The sequence below is a fragment of the Microbacterium sp. genome (genome assembly GCF_047602155.1).
In the GTDB taxonomy this organism is placed as follows: domain Bacteria; phylum Actinomycetota; class Actinomycetes; order Actinomycetales; family Microbacteriaceae; genus Microbacterium.
In genome coordinates, this window is the sequence record NZ_JASGHZ010000001.1 from 1,870,680 (window position 1) to 1,896,247 (window position 25,568).

At 71.8% G+C, this 25,568-nt stretch carries 19 protein-coding genes and 1 pseudogene; 8 read left to right on the forward strand and 12 right to left on the reverse strand.

Going from position 1 to position 25,568, the window contains the following annotated elements; all coding sequences use genetic code 11:
- Positions 1-10: 10 nt before the first annotated feature.
- The 6 genes from QM720_RS08450 to QM720_RS08475 all read left to right on the forward strand — a co-directional run bounded on the left by QM720_RS08450 (position 11) and on the right by QM720_RS08475 (position 7,514).
- Entirely contained in the window at positions 11-1,126 is a 1,116-nt protein-coding gene (locus tag QM720_RS08450) for an adenosine deaminase (RefSeq protein ID WP_415125671.1), read from the forward strand.
- A gap of 333 nt (positions 1,127-1,459) precedes the next feature.
- A complete protein-coding gene (locus QM720_RS08455) occupies positions 1,460-2,719 on the forward strand; it encodes a S1C family serine protease (protein WP_415125672.1) in 1,260 nt (419 codons plus the stop codon).
- Positions 2,720-3,205: 486 nt separating this feature from the next.
- On the forward strand, positions 3,206-4,162 hold the full coding sequence (locus QM720_RS08460; RefSeq protein WP_415125673.1) for a sugar-binding transcriptional regulator: 957 nt from the start codon (positions 3,206-3,208) through the stop codon (positions 4,160-4,162).
- A gap of 24 nt (positions 4,163-4,186) precedes the next feature.
- Positions 4,187-5,194, forward strand: a complete 1,008-nt coding sequence (gene deoC / locus QM720_RS08465; RefSeq protein WP_415125674.1) for a deoxyribose-phosphate aldolase — start codon at positions 4,187-4,189, stop codon at positions 5,192-5,194.
- A gap of 8 nt (positions 5,195-5,202) precedes the next feature.
- Positions 5,203-6,654 carry an aldehyde dehydrogenase family protein gene (locus QM720_RS08470; RefSeq protein ID WP_415125675.1) on the forward strand — a complete coding sequence of 484 codons (1,452 nt, stop codon included), beginning with the start codon at positions 5,203-5,205 and terminating at the stop codon, positions 6,652-6,654.
- Entirely contained in the window at positions 6,651-7,514 is an 864-nt protein-coding gene (locus QM720_RS08475; RefSeq protein ID WP_415125676.1) for an aldehyde dehydrogenase family protein, read from the forward strand. Before QM720_RS08470 ends, QM720_RS08475 begins: the two co-directional genes overlap by 4 nt.
- Before the next feature lie 239 nt (positions 7,515-7,753).
- Here QM720_RS08475 and QM720_RS08480 read toward each other — a convergent pair whose 3' ends face one another.
- From QM720_RS08480 to QM720_RS08510, 7 genes are all read right to left on the reverse strand, one after another.
- Positions 7,754-9,148: a flavin-containing monooxygenase gene (locus QM720_RS08480; protein WP_415125677.1), complete on the reverse strand. Its 1,395-nt coding sequence runs from the start codon at positions 9,146-9,148 to the stop codon at positions 7,754-7,756.
- A 169-nt stretch (positions 9,149-9,317) separates the two neighbouring features.
- Entirely contained in the window at positions 9,318-10,466 is a 1,149-nt protein-coding gene (locus QM720_RS08485) for a mannitol-1-phosphate 5-dehydrogenase (protein WP_415125678.1), read from the reverse strand.
- 11 nt (positions 10,467-10,477) lie between these two features.
- A complete protein-coding gene (locus tag QM720_RS08490) occupies positions 10,478-10,915 on the reverse strand; it encodes a PTS sugar transporter subunit IIA (protein WP_415125679.1) in 438 nt (145 codons plus the stop codon).
- Between the two features lie 138 nt (positions 10,916-11,053).
- Positions 11,054-12,673: a PTS mannitol transporter subunit IICB gene (locus QM720_RS08495; protein WP_415125680.1), complete on the reverse strand. Its 1,620-nt coding sequence runs from the start codon at positions 12,671-12,673 to the stop codon at positions 11,054-11,056.
- Between the two features lie 29 nt (positions 12,674-12,702).
- Positions 12,703-14,367: a phosphoenolpyruvate--protein phosphotransferase gene (gene ptsP, locus QM720_RS08500; protein ID WP_415125681.1), complete on the reverse strand. Its 1,665-nt coding sequence runs from the start codon at positions 14,365-14,367 to the stop codon at positions 12,703-12,705.
- 15 nt (positions 14,368-14,382) lie between these two features.
- A complete protein-coding gene (locus tag QM720_RS08505; protein WP_415125682.1) occupies positions 14,383-14,658 on the reverse strand; it encodes an HPr family phosphocarrier protein in 276 nt (91 codons plus the stop codon).
- Entirely contained in the window at positions 14,655-14,981 is a 327-nt protein-coding gene (locus QM720_RS08510; protein WP_415125683.1) for a PTS sugar transporter subunit IIB, read from the reverse strand. The genes QM720_RS08505 and QM720_RS08510 overlap by 4 nt, the downstream gene beginning before the upstream one ends.
- A gap of 119 nt (positions 14,982-15,100) precedes the next feature.
- On the opposite strand from QM720_RS08510, the gene QM720_RS08515 reads away from it, so the two are divergent.
- Positions 15,101-17,032 (forward strand): BglG family transcription antiterminator, encoded by a 1,932-nt coding sequence (locus tag QM720_RS08515; protein ID WP_415125684.1) that lies wholly within the window; start codon positions 15,101-15,103, stop codon positions 17,030-17,032.
- 138 nt (positions 17,033-17,170) lie between these two features.
- Here QM720_RS08515 and QM720_RS08520 read toward each other — a convergent pair whose 3' ends face one another.
- The 3 genes from QM720_RS08520 to QM720_RS08530 are packed head-to-tail and all read right to left on the reverse strand — an operon-like array spanning position 17,171 to position 20,260.
- Positions 17,171-17,743, reverse strand: a complete 573-nt coding sequence (locus QM720_RS08520) for a GNAT family N-acetyltransferase (RefSeq protein ID WP_415125685.1) — start codon at positions 17,741-17,743, stop codon at positions 17,171-17,173.
- A 13-nt stretch (positions 17,744-17,756) separates the two neighbouring features.
- On the reverse strand, positions 17,757-19,436 hold the full coding sequence (locus QM720_RS08525; RefSeq protein WP_415125686.1) for a phospho-sugar mutase: 1,680 nt from the start codon (positions 19,434-19,436) through the stop codon (positions 17,757-17,759).
- Complete coding sequence (locus QM720_RS08530; protein WP_415125687.1) at positions 19,433-20,260, reverse strand: purine-nucleoside phosphorylase; 828 nt, start codon at positions 20,258-20,260, stop codon at positions 19,433-19,435. The genes QM720_RS08525 and QM720_RS08530 overlap by 4 nt, the downstream gene beginning before the upstream one ends.
- Positions 20,261-20,314: 54 nt before the next feature.
- Here QM720_RS08530 and QM720_RS08535 point away from each other — a divergent pair, with 54 nt between their 5' ends.
- Positions 20,315-21,775: an NAD(P)H-quinone dehydrogenase gene (locus QM720_RS08535; protein ID WP_415125688.1), complete on the forward strand. Its 1,461-nt coding sequence runs from the start codon at positions 20,315-20,317 to the stop codon at positions 21,773-21,775.
- Positions 21,776-22,978: 1,203 nt separating this feature from the next.
- Here QM720_RS08535 and QM720_RS08540 read toward each other — a convergent pair.
- Positions 22,979-24,759, reverse strand: a pseudogene (locus QM720_RS08540) (acetyl/propionyl/methylcrotonyl-CoA carboxylase subunit alpha).
- A gap of 88 nt (positions 24,760-24,847) precedes the next feature.
- Positions 24,848-25,510: a Maf family protein gene (locus tag QM720_RS08545; protein ID WP_415125689.1), complete on the reverse strand. Its 663-nt coding sequence runs from the start codon at positions 25,508-25,510 to the stop codon at positions 24,848-24,850.
- Positions 25,511-25,568: the final 58 nt, after the last annotated feature.

Sequence of the window (25,568 nt, forward strand, 5' to 3'; positions counted from 1 at the left end):
AGGAAGCACCATGGCCATCGATCAGCACGGCGACGCGAAGCTCGAAGGGGTCTCGATCCGTTCCCTTCCCAAGGTGTCGCTGCACGACCACCTCGACGGTGCGCTGCGCCCGCAGACGATCATCGAGCTCGCCGACGCGATCGGCCTCGACGTGCCCGCGACCGACGCCGGCGACCTCGCCGACTGGTTCGAGGACCAGAGCGACTCCGGATCGCTCGTCGAATACCTCAAGACGTTCGACCTCACGACCGCCGTCATGCAGACCGCCGAGGGTCTGCGGCGCGTCGCGAAGGAGTTCGTCGAGGATCTCGCCGCCGACGGCGTCATCTACGGCGAGGTGCGCTGGGCGCCCGAACAGCACCTGTCGCGCGGGCTCTCGCTCGAAGAGGTGGTCGAGGCGGTGCAGGAGGGCATCGAGGAGGGCGAGGACGCCGTCGAGAGCGCCGGGCGCGACATCCGCGTCGGGCAGCTGATCAGCGCGATGCGCCACACCGACCGGTCGCTGGAGATCGCCCGGCTCGCGGTGGACTTCCGCGGCCGCGGCGCCGTCGGCTTCGACATCGCCGGACCCGAAGACGGCTTCCCGCCGTCGAACCACCGTGCCGCATTCGACTACCTGGCGTCGGAGTTCTTCCCCGTCACGGTCCACGCCGGCGAGGCCGCCGGGCTCGACTCGATCCGCTCGGCGCTGCTCGACGGCCGCGCGCTGCGGCTCGGGCACGGCGTGCGCCTCGCGGAAGACCTGGAGATCGTGCAGCAGCAGGGCGAGGAGGTGCTCGTCACCTTCGGCGACCTGGCCCGGTGGGTGCGCGACCGTGAGATCCCGCTCGAGCTCTCGCCCTCGTCGAACCTGCAGACGGGCGCCATCGCGCGCTGGGGCACGACCCTGGAGGACCACCCCTTCGACCTGCTCTACCAGCTGGGTTTCGCCGTCACCGTCAACGTCGACAATCGCACGATGAGCCGCACGTCGCTCACCCGCGAGCTGGCGCTGCTGGCCGAGACCTTCGACTACCGGCTGGAGGATCTCGAGGCCTTCCAGCTCAACGCCGCCGCCGGCGCCTTCCTCTCCGTCGAGGAGCGCGAGGAGCTCATCGAGCTCATCGGCGACGGGTTCGGCGACTGAGCGCCGCCGCGTCGCGTCGCCGTCTCGCGTCGCATAGTTGACGGCATCCGGGGTCATCCTCGCCCTTTCACCCCGGATGTTGCCAACTCAGCGTGTCCCCGCGTTGCGTACTTGGCGGCATCCGGGGCTATCTCGCGCTTTCGCCCCGGATGTTGCCAACTCTGGGAGCCGGCCGCTGGGTCATCCGTCGCATATCGTGCCCATCCCCGGGTTTCGCCGTCATTTGCGACGGATGAAGGTGGGGCATAGGCACTCATAGGCTCCGCACACCCGATGGATGCCGGGCGCATCGGCACGGGTGGTGACCTGTCTGGTGACGAAAAGGAGACCGCCATGCACCCCGAGACCCCGACCGCCCAGCCCGAGCCGACCGCGACCAAGCGCCCCTGGTACCGCCGAGCGGCGCCGCTGACGTGCGCGGCGGCGGTCGTGGTGGCCGCGACCCTCGGGGTCGCGGTGCCGTTGTCGGCCTCGGCGGCATCCGTCGCGAGCGGCAGCTCCACCACCGTCGCGGCGCCGGCGTTCTCGGGGGACGGCGGGCGTTCGGGGGCCGGATCGAGCGGGGGCGGCGGGGCGGGCAGCGGCTCCGGCGGCCAGGGGACCGGCACGGGGACCGGCACGACGCAGGCGGCGGCGACCACGGCGGACGCCGGCGAATCGACCGGCGTGGTGCTCGTCGAGACCGTCCTGGGCTACGACGACGGCGCCGCCGCCGGCACCGGGATGGTGCTCACCTCCGACGGGCTCGTGCTGACCAATAACCACGTCATCGCGGACTCCACCGAGATCACCGTCACGATCGCCTCGACCGGTGAGACCTACACCGCGACGGTGGTCGGGGTCGACGTGGACGACGACGTCGCCCTGCTCCAGTTGCAGGGGGCGAGCGGACTGGCCACCGTCACGGTCGACCAGGACGACGACGCCGCGGTGGGCGACGCGATCACCGCGGTCGGCAACGCCGAGGGCGGGGGAGTGCTGCTGGCCGCCGACGGCACGATCACGGGCCTCGACACCAGCGTGACCACGAGTTCCGACGGTGCGTCGGCGAGTGAGACGCTCGACGGCATGATCCAGATCTCCGCCGACGTCGTGTCGGGCGACTCGGGCGGCGCGCTGCTCGACGACGAGGGTGAGGTCATCGGCATGAACACCGCCGCCTCGTCGGGCCGCGCCGACGTCACCGCGTACGCCATCCCGATCGACGACGCGCTCACGATCGTGCAGGAGATCCTCGACGGCGACGAGTCGAACGGCGTGACGCTCGGCTACCCGGCCTTCCTCGGCGTGGAACTGGGGCAGTCGAACCTGTCGTCGAGCGACGGCCCGCGCGGGCAGCGCGGTTCGACCGGCGCCACCACCAGCGGCGCCACGATCGCGGGCGTCGTCTCGGGCACCCCCGCCGCGGCGGCCGGGCTGACCGCGGGTGACACCATCACCGCCGTCGACGGCACGGCGATCGCCGACGCGAGCGGCCTGTCCGCGGCTCTCTCCGGCCACGCGCCCGGCGACAGCGTCACGATCACGTGGACCGACGCCGCCGGCGCCGAGCACTCCGCGACGGTGACGCTCATCGCCGGGCCTGCGGCCTGAGCCGGCTCCCCGCTCCCTGCCCCGCGGGTCGTCGTCGGCGACGGATGAGCGCTGCAGGGTTGGCGGTATCCGGGGTCTTGGTTGCGCTTTGGAGCCGGATGCTGCCAACTCTGTGCGTCTTGTCGCTGCGGATGTGGCGGTATCCGGGGTCATCGTCGCCTTTTGGGGCCGGATGCTGCCAGCTTTGTGCGTTGGCGCTGCGGATGTGGCGGGATCCGGGGCCAACGTCGCCTTTGCGCCCGGATGCTGCCAACTCTGTGCGTCTTGTCGCTGCGGATGTGGCGGCATCCGGGGTCATCGTCGCCTCTTGGGCCCGGATGCCGCCAACTCGGCGCCTCGCCAACTCTGTACCTCGCCAAATCGGCGCGCCAGCGCCGCGGCCTCAGCGGCAACCCGCGGCATGCTCATATGAGCAAACTCGTGTGCAGATGTTGAGACGGCCGCGAACCTGTGCGAGCCTGGAGGGGAAGGCTCGAGAGGAGGACCGTGGACGCCGTCGACGAACTGCTCTCGATCCGCGCCGCGGAGCTCTACTACGAAGAGAACCTCACGCAGGATGAGATCGGCCGGGCCCTCCGCATCACCCGCTGGAAGGTCGGGCGCCTGCTCACCCAGGCGCGCGACGAGGGCTTCATCCGCATCGAGATCCGCCACTCCCGCGCCCGCCGCGTCGCCCTGGAGCGCCGGCTGCGCCACGAGCGCGGACTGCTCGACGCCGTCGTCGTCTCGCGCGCGGGCGTCGAGAGCGAGGACGAGCTGCAGCGCCGCGTCGCGCAGGCCGCGGCCGACTATCTCACCGACCTGCGGCCGGTGCCGCGACTGCTCGGCGTGAGCTGGGGCCGCACCCTGTCCCAGGTCGCGGCGCAGCTGCGCGAGGGGTGGTCGGCGGGCACGAGCGTCGTGCAGCTCAACGGCGGTGCGAGCGTCAACGACCGGGGCGCCGCAGCCGCCACGGCCGTCGGCATCGCGCACAAGGGCGGCGGGCAGGCGACGCTGCTGCCCATCCCGGCGATTCTCGAGCGCCGCGAGACGAAAGAGGCGATCGAGGCCGATCGCGTCGTCGCGAGCGTGCTGCGGCAGGCCGCGGATGCCGACGCCTACCTGTTCAGCGCCGGTGCGGCCGACGCGCGGTCGGTGCACGTGGCCAGCGGCTACCTCGACGACGCCGACATCGCGAGGCTCACCCGCAGGGGCGCGGTCGGCGACGTCGTCGGCCGGTATGTCGACGCCGACGGCGACATCGTCGATCCGGACCTCGACGCCCGCACCGTCGGCTACCCGCTCGACGCCCTGCGCGGCGCGCCCGTCACGATCGCGGTCACCGCGGGAACCGCGAAGCACGCGGTCACCCGCGCGATGGTGGCGTCGGGGCTGTGCAAGATCCTCATCACCGACGAGTCGACCGCTCTGCACCTGCTGGGCGGCGGACCCGACGGTGAGTGACCAAGCGAAAGGATGGACCACGACATGACAGCGACCTCGCTCGTGCCCGCACCGGGCCGGGTCGTCGCGCTGCTGGGCGGCGAGCCCGACGACGTGACCCTCAGCCGATACCTGCACGGCCTTCCCGGCGTGGATGCCGTCGGCCTCGAGCAGCGGGCCGCGGGCCTGGGCACCCGGTCGATCAAGACGAGTTCGAAGGCGTGGGCGCTCGAGCGCATCGTCGAGCTCATCGACCTGACGACGCTGGAGGGCGCCGATACCCCCGGCAAGGTGCGCTCGCTCGTCGCCAAGGCGCTGCATCCGGACGCGTCCGACCCGACGTGCCCCCGGGTGGCGGCCGTCTGCGTGTACGGCGACATGGTGCCCCACGCGGTCGAGGCGCTCGGCTCCGCGCACGGCGACCCCGACGACGGGCTGGTGTCGGTCGCGGCCGTCGCGACGGCGTTCCCGAGCGGGCGCGCGTCGCTCGACGTCAAGCTGGCCGACACCCGGGATGCCGTGGCCGCCGGCGCCGACGAGATCGACATGGTGATCGACCGCGGCGCGTTCCTGGCCGGCCGCTACGGGGTCGTGTTCGACCAGATCGCCCGCGTCAAAGAGGCGTGCCGCCGCGCCGACGGCACCTCGGCGGCGCTGAAGGTGATCCTGGAGACCGGCGAGCTGAACACCTACGACAACGTGAAGCGGGCTTCGGTGCTCGCCATCCTCGCCGGGGGCGATTTCATCAAGACCTCGACGGGCAAGGTGGCCCCCGCGGCGACGCTCCCGGTCACGCTGCTGATGCTCGAGGTGGTGCGCGACTGGTACCGCACGACCGGCGAGCGCATCGGCGTGAAGCCGGCCGGCGGCATCCGTTCTTCGAAGGATGCCGTCAAGTACGTCGTGACGGTGGCCGAGACCGCCGGTGAGGAGTGGCTGCAGCCGCACCTGTTCCGGTTCGGCGCGTCGAGCCTGCTCAACGACGTGCTGCTGCAGCGGCAGAAGCTGCGCACCGGCCACTACTCCGGCGCCGACTACGTGACGATCGATTGAGGCGGAAAATGTCATTTCTGGAATATGCTCCCGCGCCCGAGTCGCGCGCGATCCTGACCCTGCGCGACGAGTACGGGCTGTTCATCGACGGCGAGTTCGTCGCCGGCTCCGGCACCCCGTTCGCGACCATCTCGCCGGCCGATGAGAAGCCCATCACGATGGTCGCCGCGGCGACCGAGGCCGACGTCGACCGTGCGGTCGCGGCCGCCCGCCGCGCGTACGACAAGACGTGGTCGAGGCTCAGCGGTCGTGACCGCGGCAAGTACCTGTTCCGCATCGCGCGGCTCGTGCAGGAGCGAGCGCGCGAGCTCGCCGTCGCGGAGTCGCTCGACAACGGCAAGCCGATCACGGAGAGCCGCGACGTCGACGTGCCGCTCGTCGCGGCCTGGTTCTTCTCCTACGCCGGCTGGGCGGACAAGCTCGACTACGCCGGCTACGGCGCGAACCCGCGGGCGCTCGGGGTGGCGGGCCAGGTGATCCCGTGGAACTTCCCGCTGCTCATGCTGGCGTGGAAGATCGCCCCGGCGCTGGCCGCCGGCAACACCGTCGTGATCAAGCCCGCCGAGACGACGCCGCTGACGGCGCTGCTGTTCGCCGAGATCCTGCAGCAGGCCGACCTGCCGCCGGGGGTCGTCAACATCCTCACCGGGGCGGGGAGCACCGGCGCGGCGCTGGTGCGGCATCCGGATGTCGACAAGATCGCCTTCACCGGCTCGACCGGCGTGGGCCGCGAGATCGCCAAGGCCGTCGCCGGCTCGGACAAGAAGCTCACGCTGGAGCTCGGCGGCAAGGCGGCGAACATCGTCTTCGACGACGCCCCCATCGACCAGGCGATCGAGGGGATCGTCACCGGCATCTTCTTCAACCAGGGGCACGTGTGCTGCGCGGGTTCGCGCCTGCTCGTGCAGGAGAACGTGCACGACGAGGTCGTCGACCGGCTCAAGGCGAGACTGTCGACGCTGCGGCTGGGCGACCCGCTCGACAAGAACACCGACATCGGCGCGATCAACTCGCGCGCGCAGCTCGACCGCATCCGCGCGCTGTCTCAGGTGGGCGAGGACGAGGGCGCCGAGCGCTGGAGCGCCGACTGCGCGATCCCGGGCACCGGGTTCTGGTTCGCGCCCACGATCTTCACGAACGTGCAGGCGAGCCACCGCATCGCCCGCGAGGAGGTGTTCGGCCCGGTGCTGTCGGTGCTCACCTTCCGCACGCCCGCCGAGGCCATCGCGAAGGCCAACAACACGCCGTACGGCCTGTCGGCCGGCATCTGGAGCGACAAGGGGTCGAAGATCCTCGCCGTCGCCGACCGGCTGCGCGCCGGCGTCATCTGGGCGAACACGTTCAACCGGTTCGACCCCGCGTCGCCGTTCGGCGGCTACAAGGAATCGGGCTACGGACGCGAGGGGGGCCGTCACGGCCTGCTCGCCTACCTCGCCCCGTCGGCAGGAGCCACGAAATGACCCAGCGATTGACCGTGCCGAAGACCTACAAGCTGTTCGTCGGCGGCGCCTTCCCGCGCAGCGAATCGGGGCGCACGTACGAGGTGCGCTCGGCGCGGGGCGCGTTCCTCGCCAACGCCGCACTCGCCTCGCGCAAAGACGCGCGGGATGCCGTGAAGGCGGCCGTCGGCGCCGGCGCGAAGTGGGCGGGTGCCACCGCGTACAACCGGGGTCAGGTGCTGTACCGGGTCGCCGAGATCCTCGACGGCCGGCGCGCGCAGTTCGTCGACGAGATCGTCGCCCAGACAGGGGTGTCGGCGGCCGTCGCGGGCGCCGAGGTCGACGAGGCCGTGGACCGCTGGGTCTGGTACGCCGGCTGGTGCGACAAGTTCGCGCAGGTGGCCGGGTCGCTCAACCCCGTCGCCGGCCCCTACTTCGACATCTCGGTGCCCGAACCGACGGGCGTCGTCGGCATCGTCGCGCCGCAGGACTCGGCGCTGCTGGGTCTCGTGTCGGCGGTCGCGCCGGCGCTCGTGGCGGGCAACGCGGTCGTGGTCGTCGCCTCCGAGCGGTACCCGCTGTCGGCGATCAGCCTCGCCGAGGTGCTCGCGACCAGCGACGTGCCGGGGGGTGTCGTGAACGTCCTCACCGGGTCGCCGGCCGAGATCGCGCCGTGGCTCGCCTCGCACCCCGAGGTGCACGCGCTCGACCTCGTCGGCGCGGGCGATCTCGACTGGGTCGACCTCGAGATCGCCGCGGCCGAGACCCTGACCCGGGTGCTGCGCCCCGAGCGGGGTCCGGATGCCGCGGCGCCGAGCCTGCACCGCATCACGGCGTTCACCGAGACCAAGACGGTCTGGCACACCAAGAGCCTGGTGTGAGTCAGCCCCTCGCCACGCCCGGGTGCGTGGCGAGGTACGCCGCGAGGCGGCGAATAGGCTGTTCCGCCGATCGGTCGCCTCGCCGATACTCGCGAGGGCGTGCGAAAAGCAGGGCCAACCGACCGAAAGTGGCTCTGCAGAGCGGTCTCAGGCGGTTTCGCCCTGCTTTTGGCACGTGCAACGGGGCAGACGCGGTTCCCGGTCGCGGGGCGACCGTATCTATCGGCGGAGCTTCCCACTCAGGCTGTTTGCCGACGCTGCGGGTCGCGATCCCTGCAATTGTGCGGGTGCGGCCCGACAACCCGCGCGAATTGCCTGAGTTGTGCGCCGCTGGCGTCGCCGCGCAGCGCGGCGACGGCCCGGCGCACGGCGCCGCGGTAGGCGTCCTTGTTGACGTAGTACGACATGCGATCGAGGCCCAGGTAGTGGTATCCGCCGGTGAGGTCGGGCCAGGGCTCTGTGGCGACGCGGCGCCGGAACTCGGCCTGCGCCTGCGCGGATGCCGACAGGTAGGCCGCGATGAGCTCGGCCTGCTCGTACCGCCCCTGCCAGCCGATGCCCGACGCCTCGATCATCCCCATCACGTACAGGCCGTTGAACGACGGCGGGAAGATGTTCAGGAACAGGTCGGGCGCGGCTGCGGTCCAGTTCAGCGCCGCGCGGTCGACGAAGGGGTAGTCGAGGGTGTAGCCGGTCGCGAGCAGCACGGTGTCGTACTCGCCGCTCGTGCCGTCGCGGAAGTGCACGGTGTTCCCGTCGAACCGGTCGACGTCGGCGCGGATGCGCAGGTCGCCCTGCCCGAGATGGTCGAGGATGAGCGTGTTGACGATGGGGTGCGACTCGTAGATCCGGTAGTGCGGCTGGGGGAATCCGAACCGCACCGGGTCGCCCGTGAACGCCCGCAGCACCCGCTTGTCGACGAACTGCTTGAGCCGGGCCGGGAGGGGGCGGCCCTGGTTGAGCGTGTCGGAGGGTCTGCCGAAGAGGTAGCGCGGCACGAAGTAGTAGCCGCGGCGCACGCTCAGTTCGACGGATGCCGCGTGGTGCACGGCGTCGACGGCGATGTCGCACCCGGAGTTGCCGGCGCCGATGATGAGCACGCGCCGGCCGTCGAGCTGACGGGCGTTCTTGTAGGCCGAGGTGTGGAAGATCTCGCCGTCGAACTCGCCGCGGAAGGTCGGCAGTTGCGGCTCGGCGAGGGTGCCGTTGGCGAGCACGACCGCGTCGAACCGCTCGGCCGACTCGCCGTCGGGACCGGTTGCGGTGACGTCCCAGCCGCCGGTCGCCTCTGTCGCCTCTGCCGGCGTCACTGCCGTCACCTGGGTCTCGAACCGGTACAGCGCGGTCAGCCCGAAGCGGTCGGCGTAGGCGCGGAAGTACGGGAGGAGGACGCGGTGGCTCGGGTAGTCGGCATCCGTCGTCATCGGGAACTCGGTGAACTCGGTGGTCGTGCGCGAGGAGATGAGGTGCGCCGACTCGTACATGGTCGAGCGCGGGTTCTCGATGTCCCAGAGGCCGCCGACCCCGCGCGAGGCCTCGTAGCCGACGACGTCGTGCCCGGCTCTGCTCAGCGCGCGCGCCGCCGACAGCCCCGACGGCCCCGCGCCGATGACGGCGACGCGCAGCTTGTGCATGTTCCCATCCCCACAACCCGCCGACGTCTTTGGTACGGGATGAGACCACCGTACCGTCGAGCCAGCCGGATAGACACGACCCGGCCCCTTGCGCACGGTGCGCAGGGGGCCGGGTCGTGTCGAAGGGGTGGGCTCGACGCGGGGTGGGGGAGGGGAGGGGTGGGGCGGGTTAGAGGGGGGACTGGCGGGCGCGCACGACCTCCTCGATCGGGGCGAAGAGAGGGTGGCCGGGCTCGAGCCCGGTGACCGACGCGGTGAAGGATGCGGCATCCTCGGTGCGCAGGCGCCGTTGCAGTTCGACCGACTGCTCGTCGTCGGGCTCGTCGAACTCGAGCGCGGCGCCCATCGCGGCCACCAGCGCCGTCACCGGCAGCCCGCGCTCGGCCGCCGCCGCGGCAGGTCCCACGAAGCGCTCGTGCCGCGACAGCTTGCGCAGCGGCTGGCGGCCGACGCGGCCGACGGTGTCGGGCAGGGCGGGGTTCGCGAAGCGCCGCAGGATCGTCGCGCGGTACTGCGCGAGATCGGCCGGGTCGAGCCCGTGCACGGCCGACAGCAGCGCGGAGGTCTCCTCCAGCGTCGCGGCGACCTGCGCCGCGATCGCCGGGTCGGCGAGCGCGTCGGAGATCTTGTCGATCCCCGCCCGCGCCCCGAAGTACGCGGTCGTAGCGTGGCCGGTGTTGACGGTGAAGAGCTTGCGCTCGATGAACGGCGCGAGATCGTCGACGAAATGCGCCCGGGGGATGTGCGGCGGGTTCTCGCCGAATGGCGCACGCTCGATCGCCCACTCGAAGAACGGCTCCACCGTGACGTCGACTCCGGCGCCGGCGGGCTGTGCCGGCACGATGCGGTCGACGGCGGTGCCTGCGAACACGGCACGGCCCGACAGCCCGTCCCAGGCGTCGCCGGCCTGCGCGCGCAGCTCGCCGTGCAGCAGGTCGGTCGCGCCGATGGCGTTCTCGCACGCCATCACCTGCAGCGGCGGCAGGGCGGGCGAGCGCAGGGCCAGCCCGGCGAGGATGTGCGGCGCGACGAAGCGCAGCACCGTGGGCCCGACGGCGGTGGTGACGACCTCGGCGGTCGCGATCTCGTCGGCGAGCTCCTGCGGGTCGGTGGCGCTGTTGATGGCGCGGAATCCGGTGACGACCGTGTCGACGCCGCCCTGGCCGACCTCGTGCACGGTGTAGTGGTCGGCCCCGTTGATGGCATCGACGAGGGGCGCCGCCACGTCCGTGAAGACGAGGTCGTAGCCGCCCTCGTGCAGCAGCAGCCCGACGAACCCGCGCCCGATGTTGCCGGCGCCGAAATGCACTGCCTTCATCGCCCTGTCCGTCACTCGTTGACGGCGGACAGCAGGCCGAACAGCTCTTCGGGGGTCTGCGCCGACTTCAGCCGCGCGATCTCGTCCTCTTCCGAGAAGATGAGCGCGATCTGCGACAGGATCTCCAGGTGCTCGTCGCCCTTGCCGGCGATGCCGACGACGAAGGTCACGCGCTCACCGTCCCAGTCGACCCCGCCGTCGTAGCGGACGAACGACAGCGCCGAGTCGAGGATCGCGTTCTTCGTCTCGTTCGTGCCGTGCGGGATGGCGAGCTCGTTGCCCATGTACGTCGAGACCGCCTGCTCGCGCTGCTGCATCGCGTCGAAATAGGCGGAGGTGACCGCTCCCGCCGCCTCGAGGATGTCGGCGGCTTCGCGCATCGCATCCTCCTTGGATACCGAGCCGGAGTGGATCCGGACCTGACCGACGTTGAGCACACTGCGTGACATGGCGACCTCTTCTTGTTCTGGGGTGTCTTCGTATTGTTCACCCGCGCCCGGGCGGGACGGCGGATGCGGGCTGAGGCAGGGTTCTGGCGAGGCCGGGGTGTTGCGCACACCCCGGCCCCACCGCCGTCCCACCGGGGTTCAGGCGCCGTTCTCGTGCTGTTTCACGACGAGAGCGACGACCTCCTCGTATTGCGGCGCGTTCATGAAGTTGTCGACCGACACGTGCACGGCCTTGCCGTTGCGCTCGCGGGCCCGATCGGTCAGCTGCTGCTGCGTCACGATGAGATCCTCGGTGCCGTCGAGGTTCGCGATCGCCTTGTTGGTGACTGAGACGTCCTCGACGCCCGCCTTCTTGATCTTGTTGCGCAGCACGCTCGCGCCCATCGCCGACGACCCCATGCCCGCGTCGCACGCGAACACGATGTTGCGGATCGGGGCGGTCGCGGCGGTCGCGCTGGCGTGCAGGCCGGCGAGGGCATCCGACTTCTTGCCCTTGTTCGCCTCGGTCTGCGCGATGGCCGCCTCGAACGACGCACTGGCGGCGCCTTCGGCAGCCAGGTCGCGCCCCCGCGAGGCGCGCAGGATGACGCCGGCGATGAGGAAGGTGACCGTCGCCGCGAGGATCACGGAGAGATAGACCACCATCAGGTTGCCGACCCCGCCGCCGATCGCCGCCGCGGAGACGGCGATGATGCTGCCCGGCGCGGCCGGGAACCCGAGCCCGCCGCCGAGGAGCATGTTCGTCGTCACACCGGTCGCGCCGCCCGCGATGAGGGCGAGGATCGTCATCGGCTTGCTCAGCGCGTACGGGAAGTAGATCTCGTGGATGCCGCCGAAGAACTGGATGATGATCGCACCGGGAGCCGACGCCTTCGCCGCGCCGACGCCGAAGAACGTGAACGCGAGCAGCAGACCGACACCGGGGCCGGGGTTGGCCTCGATGAGGAACAGGATCGACTTGCCGACCTCGTCGGCCTGCTGGATGCCCAGCGGCGTGAACACGCCGTGGTTGATGGCGTTGTTGAGGAAGAGCACCTTCGCGGGCTCGACGATGATCGACAGCAGCGGCAGCAGGTGCAGGTTGACGAGCCAGCCGACGACACCGCCGAGGAACGCGCTGATGCCGAGCATGACGGGGCCGAAGGCGAAGAAGCCGACGATCGCGAGGATCATGCCGAGGATGCCGGCGGAGAAGTTGTTCACCAGCATCTCGAAGCCGGGCTTGATCTTGCCGTCCCACAGCTTGTCCATCTGCTTCGTGATCCACGCCGCGAGCGGGCCCATGATCATCGCGCCGAGGAACATCGGGATGTCGGTGCCCACGATGACGCCCATCGTCGCGATCGTGGCGACCACGCCGCCGCGCTCGGCGTACACCATGCGTCCGCCCGTGTTGGCGATCAGCAGCGGCAGGAGGTAGGTGACCATCGGTCCCACGAGGCCGACATAGGCGAGGAAGTGGCCGACGACGTTGCCGTCGTCGTCCTTCGCCTCGGCGAGAGCCGTCATCGCGCCCTGCCAGTTGATGACGGACGAGTCGCCGCCGCCCCCGATGATCTCCGCGACGGGGAACCAGTGCCAGCCGAACGGGCTGTTCGCACCGAAGAACCCCGCGCTGATGAACAGCATCGTGATGAAGCCCCAGGCGATGAACGCCGCGATGTTGGGCATGATCATGCCCGAGAGGAACGTGCCGAAGCGTTGTACTCCGACCCGTGCCCGGTTCACCCCGGTCGCGGGGGTCGAGGCCGTTGTCATGTGTGTCTTCTCCTTCGGGTGATCCGCGGTCAGGCCGCGGAGGTCTCGGCAGCCGCCTGCGCCGCGGCGCGGGCGGCTGCCGCGTCGTCGGCAGCGAGTGCGGCGGCGGCGATGCGCTCGGCATCGGCGCGAGTGTGGTTCAGCAGCGATGCGCGCACGTCGGCGAGGGCCGTCGGCGCCATCGACAGCGTCGTCGCGCCGAGGCCGACGAGCACGACCGCCAGCAGCGGGTCGGCGGCGGCCTCGCCGCAGATGCCCACCGGCTTGCCGTTGGCGCGCCCCCCGTCGGCGGTCGCCTTCACGAGGCGCAGCACCGCCGGATGCCACGGGTCCTGGAACGACGCGACCGAACCGAGCAGCCGGTCGGCGGCCATCGTGTACTGGGTGAGGTCGTTCGTGCCGATCGAGGCGAAGTCGGCGATCGCGAGCACGCGATCGGCCAGCAGCGCCGAGGAGGGCACCTCGACCATGACGCCGGCGGTCTTGATGCCGTACTCGCGCGCGATCGTCGTGAAGTACTCGGTCTCCTCGACGGTGGCGACCATCGGCGCCATGACCCAGAGGTCGGCCTCGGTGGCGGCATCCGCGTTCGCCAGCGCCGTCAGCTGCTCGCGCAGGATGTCCTCGCTGGCGCGCAGGGCCCGCAGGCCCCGCAGGCCCAGGGCGGGGTTGTCCTCGTGGGCGTCGTTGAGGAAGGCGAGGGGCTTGTCGGCACCGGCATCCAGCGCGCGCACGACGACCTTCTTGCCCGGGAACGCCTGCAGCAGCTCGGTGTACGCCGCGGTCTGCTCCTGCACGGTCGGCGCCTGCGTCGACGACAGGAACAGGAACTCGGTGCGGAACAGGCCCACGCCCTCGGCGCCCAGCGCCACGGCCTCGGCGGCGCCGCCGGGCTTGCCGAGGTTGGCCAGCAGCGGCACGGCCGAGCCGTCTTTGAGCGCGCCGGGAGTGATGGGGGCCGACGCCGCCGCCGCCCGCGCGTCGGCGCGGTGCTGCGCCTGCTCCAGGTCGCCGGCCGTGGGCCGGCTCGTGACGATGCCCTTCGCGGCGTCGACGATGACGGTCTCGCCGTCGACGAGATCCTTCGCGGCGGCGACGCCGACGACGGCGACGATCGACTTCTCGCGGGCGAGGATCGCGGTGTGCGAGGTCGGGCCGCCGTCGGTCGTGACGAGGGCCAGCACCTGGTCGAGGTCGAGCAGCGCGGTGTCGGCGGGCGCCAGGTCGCGCGCGACGAGCACGTACGGGTGGCCGGGGTCGGGCACGCCCGGCGCGGGCAGGCCGCGCAGTCGGGCGATGACGCGCTGCGCGACGTCGTCGAGGTCGGCGGCGCGCTCGCCGAGGTAGCCGCCCATCGCGGCGAGGGTGTCGCGGAAGCTCGCGAACGCCGCGTGCACGGCGTATTCGCCGGTCTTCCCGGCGTTCACGCGCGTGGCGACCTCGGCATCCAGGGTCGGATCCTCGGCCATCATGGCCTGCGCCTCGAGAACCTCGCGAGCCAGGCCGCCGGCCTTCGCGCCGCGCTCCTCCAGCTCGCGGGCGACTGCCGCGACCGCTTCGCGCACGCGGGCCTGCTCCTGGTCGGGGGTGAGGGTGCTCGCCACATCGTCCGGGGCGGGCAGGGGCTCGGCCATCCGTGCCACCGGCCCCTGGGCGACGCCCAGGCCGATTCCGACTCCGCGCAGTTCAGTCATGTCGATGTTCCCGTCTCAGTTCTCGTCGTGATCAGTGGTCAGAAGCTCGGTGAGGACATCGAGCAGCTCGTTCGCGCCCTCCCCGTCGGTGGTGAGGGTGACGTAGTCGCCCTTCTCGGCGCCGAGGGCGATGACACCGAGGATGCTGGCGGCGTTCACCGGTGCGCCGGCCCCCTTGGCGATCGTCACCGGAACCCCGGCGTCTTTCACCGCCTGGGTGAACAGCTTCGCCGGGCGGGCGTGCAGTCCGTGCGACGATCCGATGCGGACCGTGCGAGACACTTCGGTCATGCGGGGTTCCTCTCCGTGGATGGGGGCGATGCGGTGGCGGATAGAGCGTCGATGAGGGCCAGGGTGCGCGTGCCGTCGCGGTCGGCGAAGACATCGGGCGGAAGCAGCGCGACCGTCGTGCCGCGCGCCTCGTCGCGGATGCGGGCGAGCGCGGCCGCCAGGTGCGGGCCGAGGAGGATCACGTCGGCGACGCCGGCGGCGATCGAGGTCTCGGTGCCCGCCGCCGCGGTCACCTCGCGGCCGGCCGCCTCGGCGGCACTCCGGATGCGCTGCGCCACGAACGTGCTCGACGCTCCCGCCCCGCACACCACCAGGATCCTCATCGATCCGCCTCCTTTGTGGCCATTCTTGTGAAAACGCTGGGAGCGGACAACCATTCCTGTTTCCGCGGGGGCGGAAACCCGTCGCAGACGCGCGCGCCGCGCGTGGTTGACTGGATGCCGTGAGCAGAGCGCGCCAGGACCGGGTCATCGCGCTGCTCATCCGGGAGGGCGACTGGGTGACGGCGTCAGAACTGGCCGACATCGTCGGCGTGACGCCGCGCAGCATCCGCAGCTACGTGACGGCGTTGAACGCGCGCGTGCCCGGCGGCGCCGCCGTCGAGTCGGGCCCGACCGGATACCGCGCCGGCGCCGAAGCCTCGGCCGCGCTCCACGCCGCCAGCGACGCGGCGACACCGAGCGAGCGCGTGCACCGGCTCGTGCGCGCGCTGCTGGACACGCCGGACGGCGTCGACGTGCACGACGTGGCGCAGCAGTTCTTCGTGAGCCCGGCGACGCTGGAGGGCGACCTCGCCCGGGTGCGGGCGCTGCTCGGCGACACCGACCTGACGCTCGAGCGCAGCGGCGCACGCGCGCGGCTGCGCGGCACCGAGATGGCGCAGCGGCGCCTGCTCAGCCGGCTCGCCCACGAGGAGACCGAGGACGGCGCGTTCGACCTCGAGGCCCTGCGGCGCAGCCTCGGCGCGGGCTCCATCGGCGAGGCCGTGTTCGGTCCGTTCAAGGCCGACCTCGTGGCCGGGCTCGGCGCGCTCGGCTACTTCGTCAACGAGCTCGGCATCGGCGACGTCATGATGCACATCGCCATCACCGCCGACCGCGTCGCGCACGGGCGGGCGCTGGAGGCCACCCTGGCCGGCACCGTCCCGCCCGCGCAGGAGCAGATCGCCGAGCTCATCGACCGGCTGTGCGCGCAGCACCTCGACGTGCGGCTCGGCGAGGGCGACCGGCGCCATCTCGCCGCGCTCGTGCTGGGGCGCGTCGTGGCGCCGGGGGCGTCGGAGGCGGCATCCGTCATCCGCGAGCGGCTGCAGCCCGATGTCGAGGCCGCGGTGCGCGATGTCGTGCACCGCGCCTCGGCAGAGTTCCTCGTCGACCTCGAAGACGACGACTTCCTGCTGCGCCTCGCGCTGCACGTGCAGAACCTGCGACTGCGCGCGCAGGAGCAGGCGTGGTCGCGCAACCCCCTCACCCGGTCGCTGAAGGCGACGCATCCGATGATCTTCGAGGTGGCGGTGTTCATCGCCGACGGGCTGCGAGGGCTCCTCGGCATCCCCATCCTCGACGACGAGATCGCCTACATCGCGATGCACGTCGGCGGGCGCCTGGAGCGCAGCCGCCGCGCGAGCGCCATGCTGACCGCGACGATCGTGTGCCCCGGATACTACGAGCTGCACGAACTGCTGCGCTCGAGCATCGACCGCTCCCTCGGCCAGGCCGTCGACGTCGTCGGCGTCGACACCCGCGCCGACCCCGACTGGGAGTCGATCGACACCGACCTCGTGCTCACGACGATCGACCCGCCGGTCGCGAGCGACCGGATCGTGCGCATCCAGCCGTTCCTCACCGAGGGCGACATCGAGCGGGTGCAGGCGGCGGCCGGCCGGGTGCGCCGCGGGCGGCGCCTGGCGCGGCTGCGCGCCGAGCTGGAGCGCTATTTCTCCGCCGCCGCGTTCGTGGCCCCGGCGCCGTCGGATGCCGACCAGGAGAAGACGATCCGGATGCTGGGGGCGCTGCTGGTCGCGCAGGGCGTCATCGACGACGACTACGTCGAGCGCACGCTGGAGCGCGAGCGGCTGTCGTCGACGGCGTTCACCGACGCCCTCGCCGTACCGCACGCCCTCGGGATGACCGCCACCCGCACCGCCATCGCCGTCGCCATCGCCGACCCGTCGATGGCCTGGGGAGGCGGCGACGCCCGCGTGCAGGTGGTCGCGATGGTGGCCTTCTCGGAGAGCGACCGCGAGGCGTTCCAGACCGTCTTCGAGCAGCTTGTCGAGGTGTTCAGCGAGCGCGACAGCGTGCAGCGGATCGTGCGCCGCGCGACGACGTTCGCCGCGTTCCTCGACGAACTGGTCGCCGTCGTCGACGGGTAGTTCGCGCTCCGGCACTGCGCGTGGGGCATCCGCGCCGATGGTTGCGAAGTCCGCAGAATGCGACGTACTCCGCAGGATTCGGCCGAAATCCTGCGGAGTACGTGAGATTCTGCGGACTTGGTCGGGGGATGCGCGGGCTCAGCCGCGCGCGAGGCGCCGTTGGAGGCCGAGCCGCACGGCCGGCCACTCGTGCGGGAGGATCGAGTAGACGACGGTGTCCCGCATGGTGCCGTCGGGGCCGAGACGATGGTTGCGCAGCACGCCGTCGAGCTTCGCGCCGAGCCGTTCGATCGCGGCGCGCGATTGACGGTTGTGCCAGTGCGTGCGGAACTCGACCGCGATCGCGTCGCACGCCTCGAACGCGTGACCGAGCAGCAGCAGCTTCGCGGCGGTGTTGACGCCGGTGCGCTGCACGGCGGGCGAGAGCCACGTGTAGCCGATCTCGACGTGGCGATGGGCCTCGTCGATGTTGCAGTAGGTCGTCATGCCCACGGCGCGCCCGCCCGCGACGACCGCGAAGGGGTTCATGCGCCCCGCGGCATGTTCGCCGAGCCGGTGCGCGATCTCCTCGCCGACGGATGCCGGCACCGACGTGTACCACGCGTAGTCCAGCCCCTCCCGGGCCGCCGTGAGGTCGTCGGTGTGCGCGGGTGTGAGCGGCTCGAGCCGCACGTGGGCGTTCTCCAGCACGACGGGGTCGTTCAGCAGCATCCCTCGAGCGTACTCACGCCTGCGCGGTGGCGACGAGGCCACGCGCGGCGGCATCGAGGGCGGCCAGGCGCGCGTCGGCATCGGGCGCCGACGTGCCGCGCACGTCGAGGTACACCTTGAGCTTCGGCTCGGTGCCGCTGGGGCGCACGATGACGCGCGAGCCGTCGGCCAGCCACAGTCGCAGCACGTCGCTGGGCGGCAGGCCGTCGCCGGGTGTCGAGGAGGCGTCGGGCGTCAGCAGGTCGTCGAAGCGGTCGACCGCGACCTCGCCGAGCGCGGCGGGCGGTGCCGCGCGCAGCGCGGCCATGATCCGCCCGATGATCGAGACGTCGTCGACCCGCAGCGACACCTGCCCGGACTGGAAGTACCCGAACGTCTCCTGGAACTGCGCCAGCAGATCGGCGACGCTCTGCCCGCGCTCGCGCGCCTCGGCGATGAGCCCGAGCATCGCGACCGCCGCCGAGATGCCGTCCTTGTCGCGCACCGTCGACGGGTTCACGAGGTAGCCGAGCGCCTCCTCGAAGCCGTAGATCAGGCCCGGCGCGCGCGAGATCCACTTGAATCCCGTGAGCGTCGTGTGGAACCCGAGGCCGTAGTGCTCGGCGATCGCCTGCAACCCGGGCGACGAGACCAGCGAGCACGCCAGCGAGCCCGAGCCCGAAGCGCGTGCCCCGGCCTGCCAGCCCAGCAGCAGCCCGACCTCGTTCCCGGTCAGGCGGCGCCAGCCGGCGGCATCCGGGATCGCGACGGCGAGACGGTCGGCGTCGGGGTCGTTCGCGAGCGCGAACTCGGCACCGACGGCACGCGCGGTCTCGAAGGTGAGATCCATCGCGCCGGGCTCTTCCGGGTTGGGGAAGGCCACCGTCGGGAAGCGCCCGTCGGGGTCGATCTGCGCCGTGACGACCGTGGGCAGCGGGTATCCGGCGCGCTCCACGATCTTCGCGAGCGTCTCGTAGCCCACGCCATGCATGGCCGTGTAGACCCAGTTCAGCTCCCCGGCACCGCGCGGGGCGGGCGCGACCAGGGCGGTCGCGGAGACGTAGGCCTCGACGACCGCTTCGTCCGCCAGTTCGTATTCCCCGCGCGGCATATCGCCGACGACGGATGCCGCAGCCACCGCCTCGATGTGCGCTGCGATCTCGGCATCCGCCGGCGATACGATCTGCGACCCCTCGTCGGCACCGCCGAGATAGACCTTGTAGCCGTTGTCGTCGGGCGGGTTGTGCGAGGCGGTCACCATGACGCCCGCGTCGGCGCCGAGGTGGCGCACCGCGAAGGCGAGCACGGGCGTCGGCAGCAGCCGCGGCAGCAGGATCGCCCGCAGGCCCGCGCCGGCGAACAGCTCCGCCGAGTCGCGCGCGAACACGTCGGAGTTGCGGCGCCCGTCGTAGCCGATGACGACCACCGGCGTCGCGCCCGTCGCCCGGGAACGCAGGTACGCCGCGAACCCGGCGGCGGCCTGCGACACGAGCACCCGGTTCATCCGGTTGCTGCCGGCGCCGAGCGCACCGCGCAGCCCGGCCGTGCCGAACTGCAGACGGGTGTCGAAGCGGTCGTGGAGGTCCGCGACGGCATCCGTCTCACCCGCCTCGGCCCGGGCGATCAGGCCCGCCAGCTCGGTGCGGGTGACGTCGTCGGGATCTTGCGCGAGCCAGGCCCGCGCGATGCCCCCGATGCCCACGGCGCCGGTCACATCGCGCCGATGATCCGCGCGAGCAGCGGGCCGATGACCGACTCGGCGGCACGCCCCGCCTCGAGGACCTCCTGGTGGCTGAGCGGCGTCGTCTTGACGCCGGCGGCGAGGTTGGTCGCGAGGGAGATGCCGAGCACCTCGAGCCCCGACTGCCGGGCCGCGATCGCCTCGAGGGCCGTCGACATGCCGACCAGGTCGCCGCCGATGATCTTGGCGTAGCGCACCTCCGCCGGAGTCTCATAGTGCGGGCCGGGGAACTGCACGTACACGCCCTCGGGCAGCGACGGGTCGATCGACTGCGCGATGTCGCGCAGCCGCCGCGAGTACAGGTCGGTGAGGTCGATGAACTTGGCGCCCTGCGCGGGCGAGGACCCGGTGAGGTTGATGTGGTCGCTGATCAGCACCGGCGTTCCCGGCCCCCAGGCGGGGCGGATGGAGCCGGCGCCGTTGGTGAGCACCATGATCTTCGCGCCGGTGGCCGCCGCGGCACGCACGCTGTGCACGACGAAGCGCACGGCCTTGCCCTCGTAGTAGTGCGTGCGCGCGCCGATCACGAGCACGCGCTTGCCGCGCGGCGTGACGATGCTGCGCAGGGTTCCCACGTGGCCCTCGGCCGCGGGGCGCGAGAAGCCGGTGACCTCGGTGGCGGGGATCTCGGCGACGGTCTCGCCGATGAGGTCGGCCGCCTTTCCCCAGCCCGAGCCGAGGGTCACGGCGATGTCGTGGCGCTCGACGCCGGTCAGGCGTGCGATGTCGGCTGCCGCGTCGGCGGCGATGGCGATGACGTCGGCGTCAGGTGCGCCGAGGGGGTTCTCGTTGGACATGCTCCCACTCTAGGAACTCGGCGGCGATCACGACTAGACCGCGCTACTGAAAGAATGGTCGCCATGTCCTCGAGCTTCGTCAACACCCAGTCCGTCGCCGTCCTCGGCGGCGGGCCCGGCGGCTACGAGGCGGCGCTGGCCGCCGCCCAGCTCGGGGCCGAGGTCACCCTCGTCGAGCGCGCCGGCGTGGGGGGAGCGGCGGTCATCACCGATGTCGTCCCGTCGAAGAGCCTCATCGCCACGGCCGACGCCGCCGTCGCGATCGCCGAGGCATCCGACCTCGGCGTGCAGCTGTTCGCGAAGGATGCCGCGGGCAAGCCCCTCAAGCCCCAGGTCGCGATCAACCTTGCCGCCGTCAACAAGCGGCTGCTCTCGCTCGCGCGTCAGCAGTCCGACGACATGCGCCTGCAGCTGGTCGAGGCGGGCGTGCGCATCATCTCCGGGCACGGGCGGCTCGAAGACCGCAACGCCATCGTCGTCTCGACCGGCCCCGGCGGCACCGACTTCGACCGTGTCGAGGCCGACACCCTCGTCGTCGCGGTGGGCGCGTCGCCGCGCGAGCTGCCCACGGCGGAGCCCGACGGCGACCGCATCCTCACCTGGACCCAGCTGTACGACATGCAGGCGCTGCCCGAGCATCTCGTCGTCGTCGGCTCCGGCGTCACCGGCGCCGAGTTCGCCTCGGCGTACATGAACCTCGGCGCGAAGGTGACGCTCGTCTCCAGCCGCGACCGCGTGCTTCCCGGCGAGGACCAGGATGCCGCCGCCGTGCTCGAGAAGGTCTTCAAGCGCGGCGGGATGACGGTGCTGTCGAAATCGCGCGCCGAGTCGGTCGCGCGCACCGCCGACGGCGTCGTCGTGACCCTCGCGGACGGCCGCACGGTCTCGGGCAGCCACTGCCTCATGGCGGTCGGTTCGATCCCGAACACCGCCGGCATCGGGCTGGAGGAGGCCGGCATCCAGCTCGCGGATTCCGGCCACATCGAGGTCAACCGCGTCGCCCGCACGTCGGTGCCGAACATCTACGCGGCCGGCGACTGCACGACCTTCGTGCCCCTGGCATCCGTCGCGTCGATGCAGGGGCGCACCGCCGTCTTCCACGCGCTCGGCGACATCGTCATCCCGCTCGGTCGCCGTCGCATCACGGCGAACGTCTTCACGGCGCCCGAGATCGCGACGGTCGGCCTGCAGGAGCAGGATCTGGATGCCGAGGGCATCAGCGGCTACGTGTACAAGCTGCCGCTGGCGGCCAACCCGCGCGCGAAGATGCTGGGGATCAAGGACGGCTTCATCAAGATCATCGGCCATCGGGGCAGCGGCACCGTCCTCGGCGGCGTCATCGTCGCGCCGCGCGCGTCGGAGCTCATCTACCCGATCGCGATCGCCGTCGAACGCCGCCTGACCGTCGATCAGGTCTCGCGCGTGTTCGCGGTGTACCCGTCGCTGTCGGGTTCGATCACCGACGCGACCCGCGCGATGCACCTCGTCACGCGCGACGCCGACGTCGTCAGCTGACGCGCCGTCGTTTCCTCCTCGCGCCGTCGTTTCCCGCACGCGCGGCCCTGCTCCCGCGGCCCTGCTCCCGCGGCTCTGCTTGCGCTGTCGTTTCCCGCTCCCGCGGCTCTGCTTGCGCTGTCGTTTCCCGCTCCCGCGGCTCTGCTTGCGCTGTCGTTTCCCGCTCCCGCGGCCCTGCTCGCGCTGTCGTTTCCCGCTCCCGCGGCTCTGCTTGCGCTGCCGTTTCCTGGTTGCGCTGTCGTTCCCGCTCCCGCGGCTCTGCTTGCGCTGTCGTTTCCCGCTCGCGCGGCCCTGCTCGCGCTGTCGTTTCCTGCACGCGCGGCTGAACTTTCGGCAGCGCGTGCAGGTTTCGACAGCGCGACGCGCGTGAGGATGCCGGGTGTGGCCGCGCGGCACGTCCAGCGATTGGCCGGTGAGGTGGTCGGCCGCCACGCGGCGGATGCCACTCGGACGCGCGGTCAGCAGCGGCAGAGCTGGCGCAATCCGGGGTGACGTGTGCGTTTGTGCCCGGATGTCGCCAAGTCTGCGCGGTGGGTTTCACCGAATGTGGCGGGTTTCGGGGTGATGCGCGAGTGTGGGCCCGGATGCTGCCAGATCTGCGAACCGATCCAGCACGCGTGCCGGTCGCTGCAGGCTTCGGTGGTCAGCGCCTGCGCGTACCGGCCGATGCGGCGCGGCTTCTCTGACGTCGGCGGTGTGCCAAACGCAGGGCCGATTGCGCATCTGCAGCCGGTGGACGGCCGGAAGGGACGTTTCGCCCTGCGTTTGGCACGGCAGCCGCGGGTGGTCTGCGCATGACGGACGGCACGTGGCCGGCGCCGATTCGATAGCGTGTGCACATTTCGACGGCGCGTCGCGCGACGGGTGCGACGGTGGCGCGATGGGGCGTGCGGCACGGCGCCGACGTCGTCAGCTGACGCGCGGCTCTGCTCGCGCTGTCGTTTCCTGCACGCGCGGTCGAAATTTCGATAGCGCGTGCAGGAAACGACAGCGCGAGAGCCGCGACGGCGCAACGCGGGAGGGCGGCGGCGCGACGGGTGAGGGCGGCGGCGGCGGTGCGGCGGGGCGGCGGCGACGGCGCAACGCGGGAGGGCGGCGGCGCAACGCGGGAGGGCGGCGGCGCGACGGGGGAGGGCAGCGGCGCGACGGGGGAGGGCGGCGACGGCGGTGCGGCGGTGGCGCGACGGGGGAGGCGTGGGGGGCTCAGCTGATCGTCAGCAGCTGGTGCCCGGCCGAGACGGTCGTGCCCGGCGCGGCGTTGATCGCGCCCACGACGCCGTCCTTGTGCGCCTGGATGGGCTGCTCCATCTTCATCGCCTCGAGCACGACGACGAGGTCGCCCTTGACGACGTGCTGGCCGTCTTCGACCGCGACCTTGACGATCGTGGCCTGCATGGGCGCCTTCACGGCATCGCCCGACGCGCCCGCCATGACGGTCGGCGCGTGCGAGCGCCGCGACGGCGGCACGGCGGCGGGGCGGCCGATCTTGGTGGGAGCGGTGACGATGCGGTCGGGCAGGCTCACCTCGAGGCGCTTGCCCGAGACCTCGACGACGACGGTGTGGCGTCCCTCGGCCTCGGCGGGCGACTCCAGCTCACCGTCCCACGGCGGGATGTCGTTCACGAACTCGGTCTCGATCCACCGCGTGAACACGCCGAAGCGCCCGTCCTCCGCCGTGAAGGCGGGGTCGCGCACGACCTTGCGGTGGAACGGCAGCACGGTCGGCATGCCGGAGACCTCGAACTCGTCGAGGGCGCGGCGTGAGCGCTCCAGCGCCTCGGCGCGATCGCGGCCGGTGACGATGAGCTTGCCCAGCAGCGAGTCGAACGCGCCGCTCACGCTGTCGCCCGCGGTCACGCCGGAATCGAGGCGCAGCCCCGGCCCGCCGAACGTCTTGAACTGGTGGATGCGGCCCGGCTGCGGGAGGAACCCGCGCCCGGGGTCTTCGCCGTTGATGCGGAACTCGATGGAGTGGCCGACGGCCACCGGGTCGTCGTCGTCGAGCAGGCCCCCTCGGCGATGCGGAACTGCTCCCGCACGAGGTCGATGCCGGTGACCTCCTCGGAGACCGGGTGCTCCACCTGCAGGCGGGTGTTCACCTCGAGGAACGAGATCGTCCCGTCGGCGCCGATGAGGAACTCGCAGGTCCCGGCCCCGACGTAGCCGACCTCGCGCAGGATCGCCTTGGACGCCTCGTACAGCACGCGGTTCTGCGCGTCGGTCAAAAACGGCGCGGGCGCCTCTTCGACGAGCTTCTGATGGCGGCGCTGCAGCGAGCAGTCGCGGGTGGACACGACGACGACGGTGCCCGCGGCATCCGCGAGGCACTGCGTCTCGACGTGACGCGGCTTGTCGAGGTACTTCTCCACGAAGCACTCGCCGCGGCCGAAGGCGGTGATCGCCTCGCGGGTGGCCGACTCGAACAGCTCGGCGACCTCGTCGAGCTCGCGGGCGACCTTCAGGCCGCGACCGCCGCCGCCGTAGGCGGCCTTGATGGCGATGGGCAGGCCGTACTCCTGCGCGAACGCGATGACCTCCTCGGCGCCGTCGACCGGTCCGGGCGTGCCGGGGGCCAGCGGCGCGCCGACCTTCTCGGCGACGTGCCGAGCCGTGACCTTGTCGCCGAGAGCCTCGATGGCCTCGGGGCTCGGGCCGATCCAGACGAGGCCGGCGGCGATGACGGCGCGCGCGAAGTCGGCGTTCTCGGCGAGGAAGCCGTAGCCGGGGTGCACGGCGTCGGCGCCGGAGCGGCGGGCGACGGAGAGGATCTTCTCGATCGACAGGTAGGTGTCGGCGCTCGTCGCCCCCTCGAGGGCGTACGCCTCGTCGGCGAGCTTCGCGTGCATCGCGTCGCGGTCCTGGTCGGCGTAGACGGCGACCGAACCCTTGCCGGAGTCGCGCGCGGCGCGGATGACGCGCACGGCGATCTCCCCGCGGTTCGCGACGAGCACTTTGGTGATCTGCTGCGGCACGATCTCAGGCATGGATGCCAGCCTACCGAGCCTTCGGGGGTCGCCTTTGGATAACTCGCACAAGATCCGCGGGAAATCGTGTGTGGAATCGTCTGGAAGGCTACGCCGTCGCGGGGATGCCGGCATCCCACAGGTCGGTCCAGGTGACGCCGAGTTCGCCGCAGAGGCGTCGCACGGTCGACAGCGACATGCCGACGACGGTGGACGGGTCGCCGTCGACGCGCTCGATGAACGCGCCGCCGAGGCTGTCGACGGTGAAAGCGCCGGCGACCTGCAGCGGCTCGCCGGAGGCGACGTAGGCGTCGATCTCGGCGTCGGTGAGGTCGTCGACGAACGTGACGGATGCCGCGGCCACCGCGTGCGCCTCGCGCGGCGCCGCGCCGGGGCCGAGCCGCCACACGCTGTGCCCGGAGTGCAGCATGCCCGTGCGGCCGCGCATCTCGTGCCAGCGGGTCGTGGCGACCTCGGGCAGGAGGGGCTTGCCGAGGATCCGGCCGTCGAGCTCGAACATCGAGTCGCCGCCGATGACGATGCCGTCGAACCCCGGCTCGTCGGCCGCGAGCCGCGCCGCGACGTCGGCGGCCTTGCGTCGCGCGAGCAGCAGGACGTGCTCGTCGGGCGCCAGCACCCGCCCTTCGCCGGCCTCGACCGCCGCGATCACCGCCTCTTCGTCCACCTGGGGCGCCCGCAGGAGCGGTTCGATGCCGGCCTGGCGCAGCAGCATCCGTCGGGCGGGGGAGGTCGAGGCCAGGCACACGCGCATGTCCTCACGCTATCCCGGCCGGTGCGCACCCCGCGCCGACGCGGAAGGCACGCGGTCG

Bases quoted from the DNA above. Each gene is read 5' to 3' on its own strand.
- QM720_RS08510 (WP_415125683.1), bottom strand. From the start codon at position 14,981: ATGAGGATCCTGGTGGTGTGCGGGGCGGGAGCGTCGAGCACGTTCGTG.
- QM720_RS08490 (WP_415125679.1), bottom strand. From the start codon at position 10,915: ATGTCACGCAGTGTGCTCAACGTCGGTCAGGTCCGGATCCACTCCGGC.
- QM720_RS08520 (WP_415125685.1), bottom strand. From the start codon at position 17,743: ATGCTGCTGAACGACCCCGTCGTGCTGGAGAACGCCCACGTGCGGCTC.
- QM720_RS08450 (WP_415125671.1), top strand. From the start codon at position 11: ATGGCCATCGATCAGCACGGCGACGCGAAGCTCGAAGGGGTCTCGATC.
- ptsP (WP_415125681.1), bottom strand. From the start codon at position 14,367: ATGACTGAACTGCGCGGAGTCGGAATCGGCCTGGGCGTCGCCCAGGGG.
- QM720_RS08530 (WP_415125687.1), bottom strand. From the start codon at position 20,260: ATGTCCAACGAGAACCCCCTCGGCGCACCTGACGCCGACGTCATCGCC.
- deoC (WP_415125674.1), top strand. From the start codon at position 4,187: ATGACAGCGACCTCGCTCGTGCCCGCACCGGGCCGGGTCGTCGCGCTG.
- QM720_RS08495 (WP_415125680.1), bottom strand. From the start codon at position 12,673: ATGACAACGGCCTCGACCCCCGCGACCGGGGTGAACCGGGCACGGGTC.
- QM720_RS08475 (WP_415125676.1), top strand. From the start codon at position 6,651: ATGACCCAGCGATTGACCGTGCCGAAGACCTACAAGCTGTTCGTCGGC.
- QM720_RS08485 (WP_415125678.1), bottom strand. From the start codon at position 10,466: ATGAAGGCAGTGCATTTCGGCGCCGGCAACATCGGGCGCGGGTTCGTC.
- QM720_RS08545 (WP_415125689.1), bottom strand. From the start codon at position 25,510: ATGCGCGTGTGCCTGGCCTCGACCTCCCCCGCCCGACGGATGCTGCTG.
- QM720_RS08470 (WP_415125675.1), top strand. From the start codon at position 5,203: ATGTCATTTCTGGAATATGCTCCCGCGCCCGAGTCGCGCGCGATCCTG.
- QM720_RS08505 (WP_415125682.1), bottom strand. From the start codon at position 14,658: ATGACCGAAGTGTCTCGCACGGTCCGCATCGGATCGTCGCACGGACTG.
- QM720_RS08535 (WP_415125688.1), top strand. From the start codon at position 20,315: ATGGTCGCCATGTCCTCGAGCTTCGTCAACACCCAGTCCGTCGCCGTC.
- QM720_RS08455 (WP_415125672.1), top strand. From the start codon at position 1,460: ATGCACCCCGAGACCCCGACCGCCCAGCCCGAGCCGACCGCGACCAAG.
- QM720_RS08480 (WP_415125677.1), bottom strand. From the start codon at position 9,148: ATGCACAAGCTGCGCGTCGCCGTCATCGGCGCGGGGCCGTCGGGGCTG.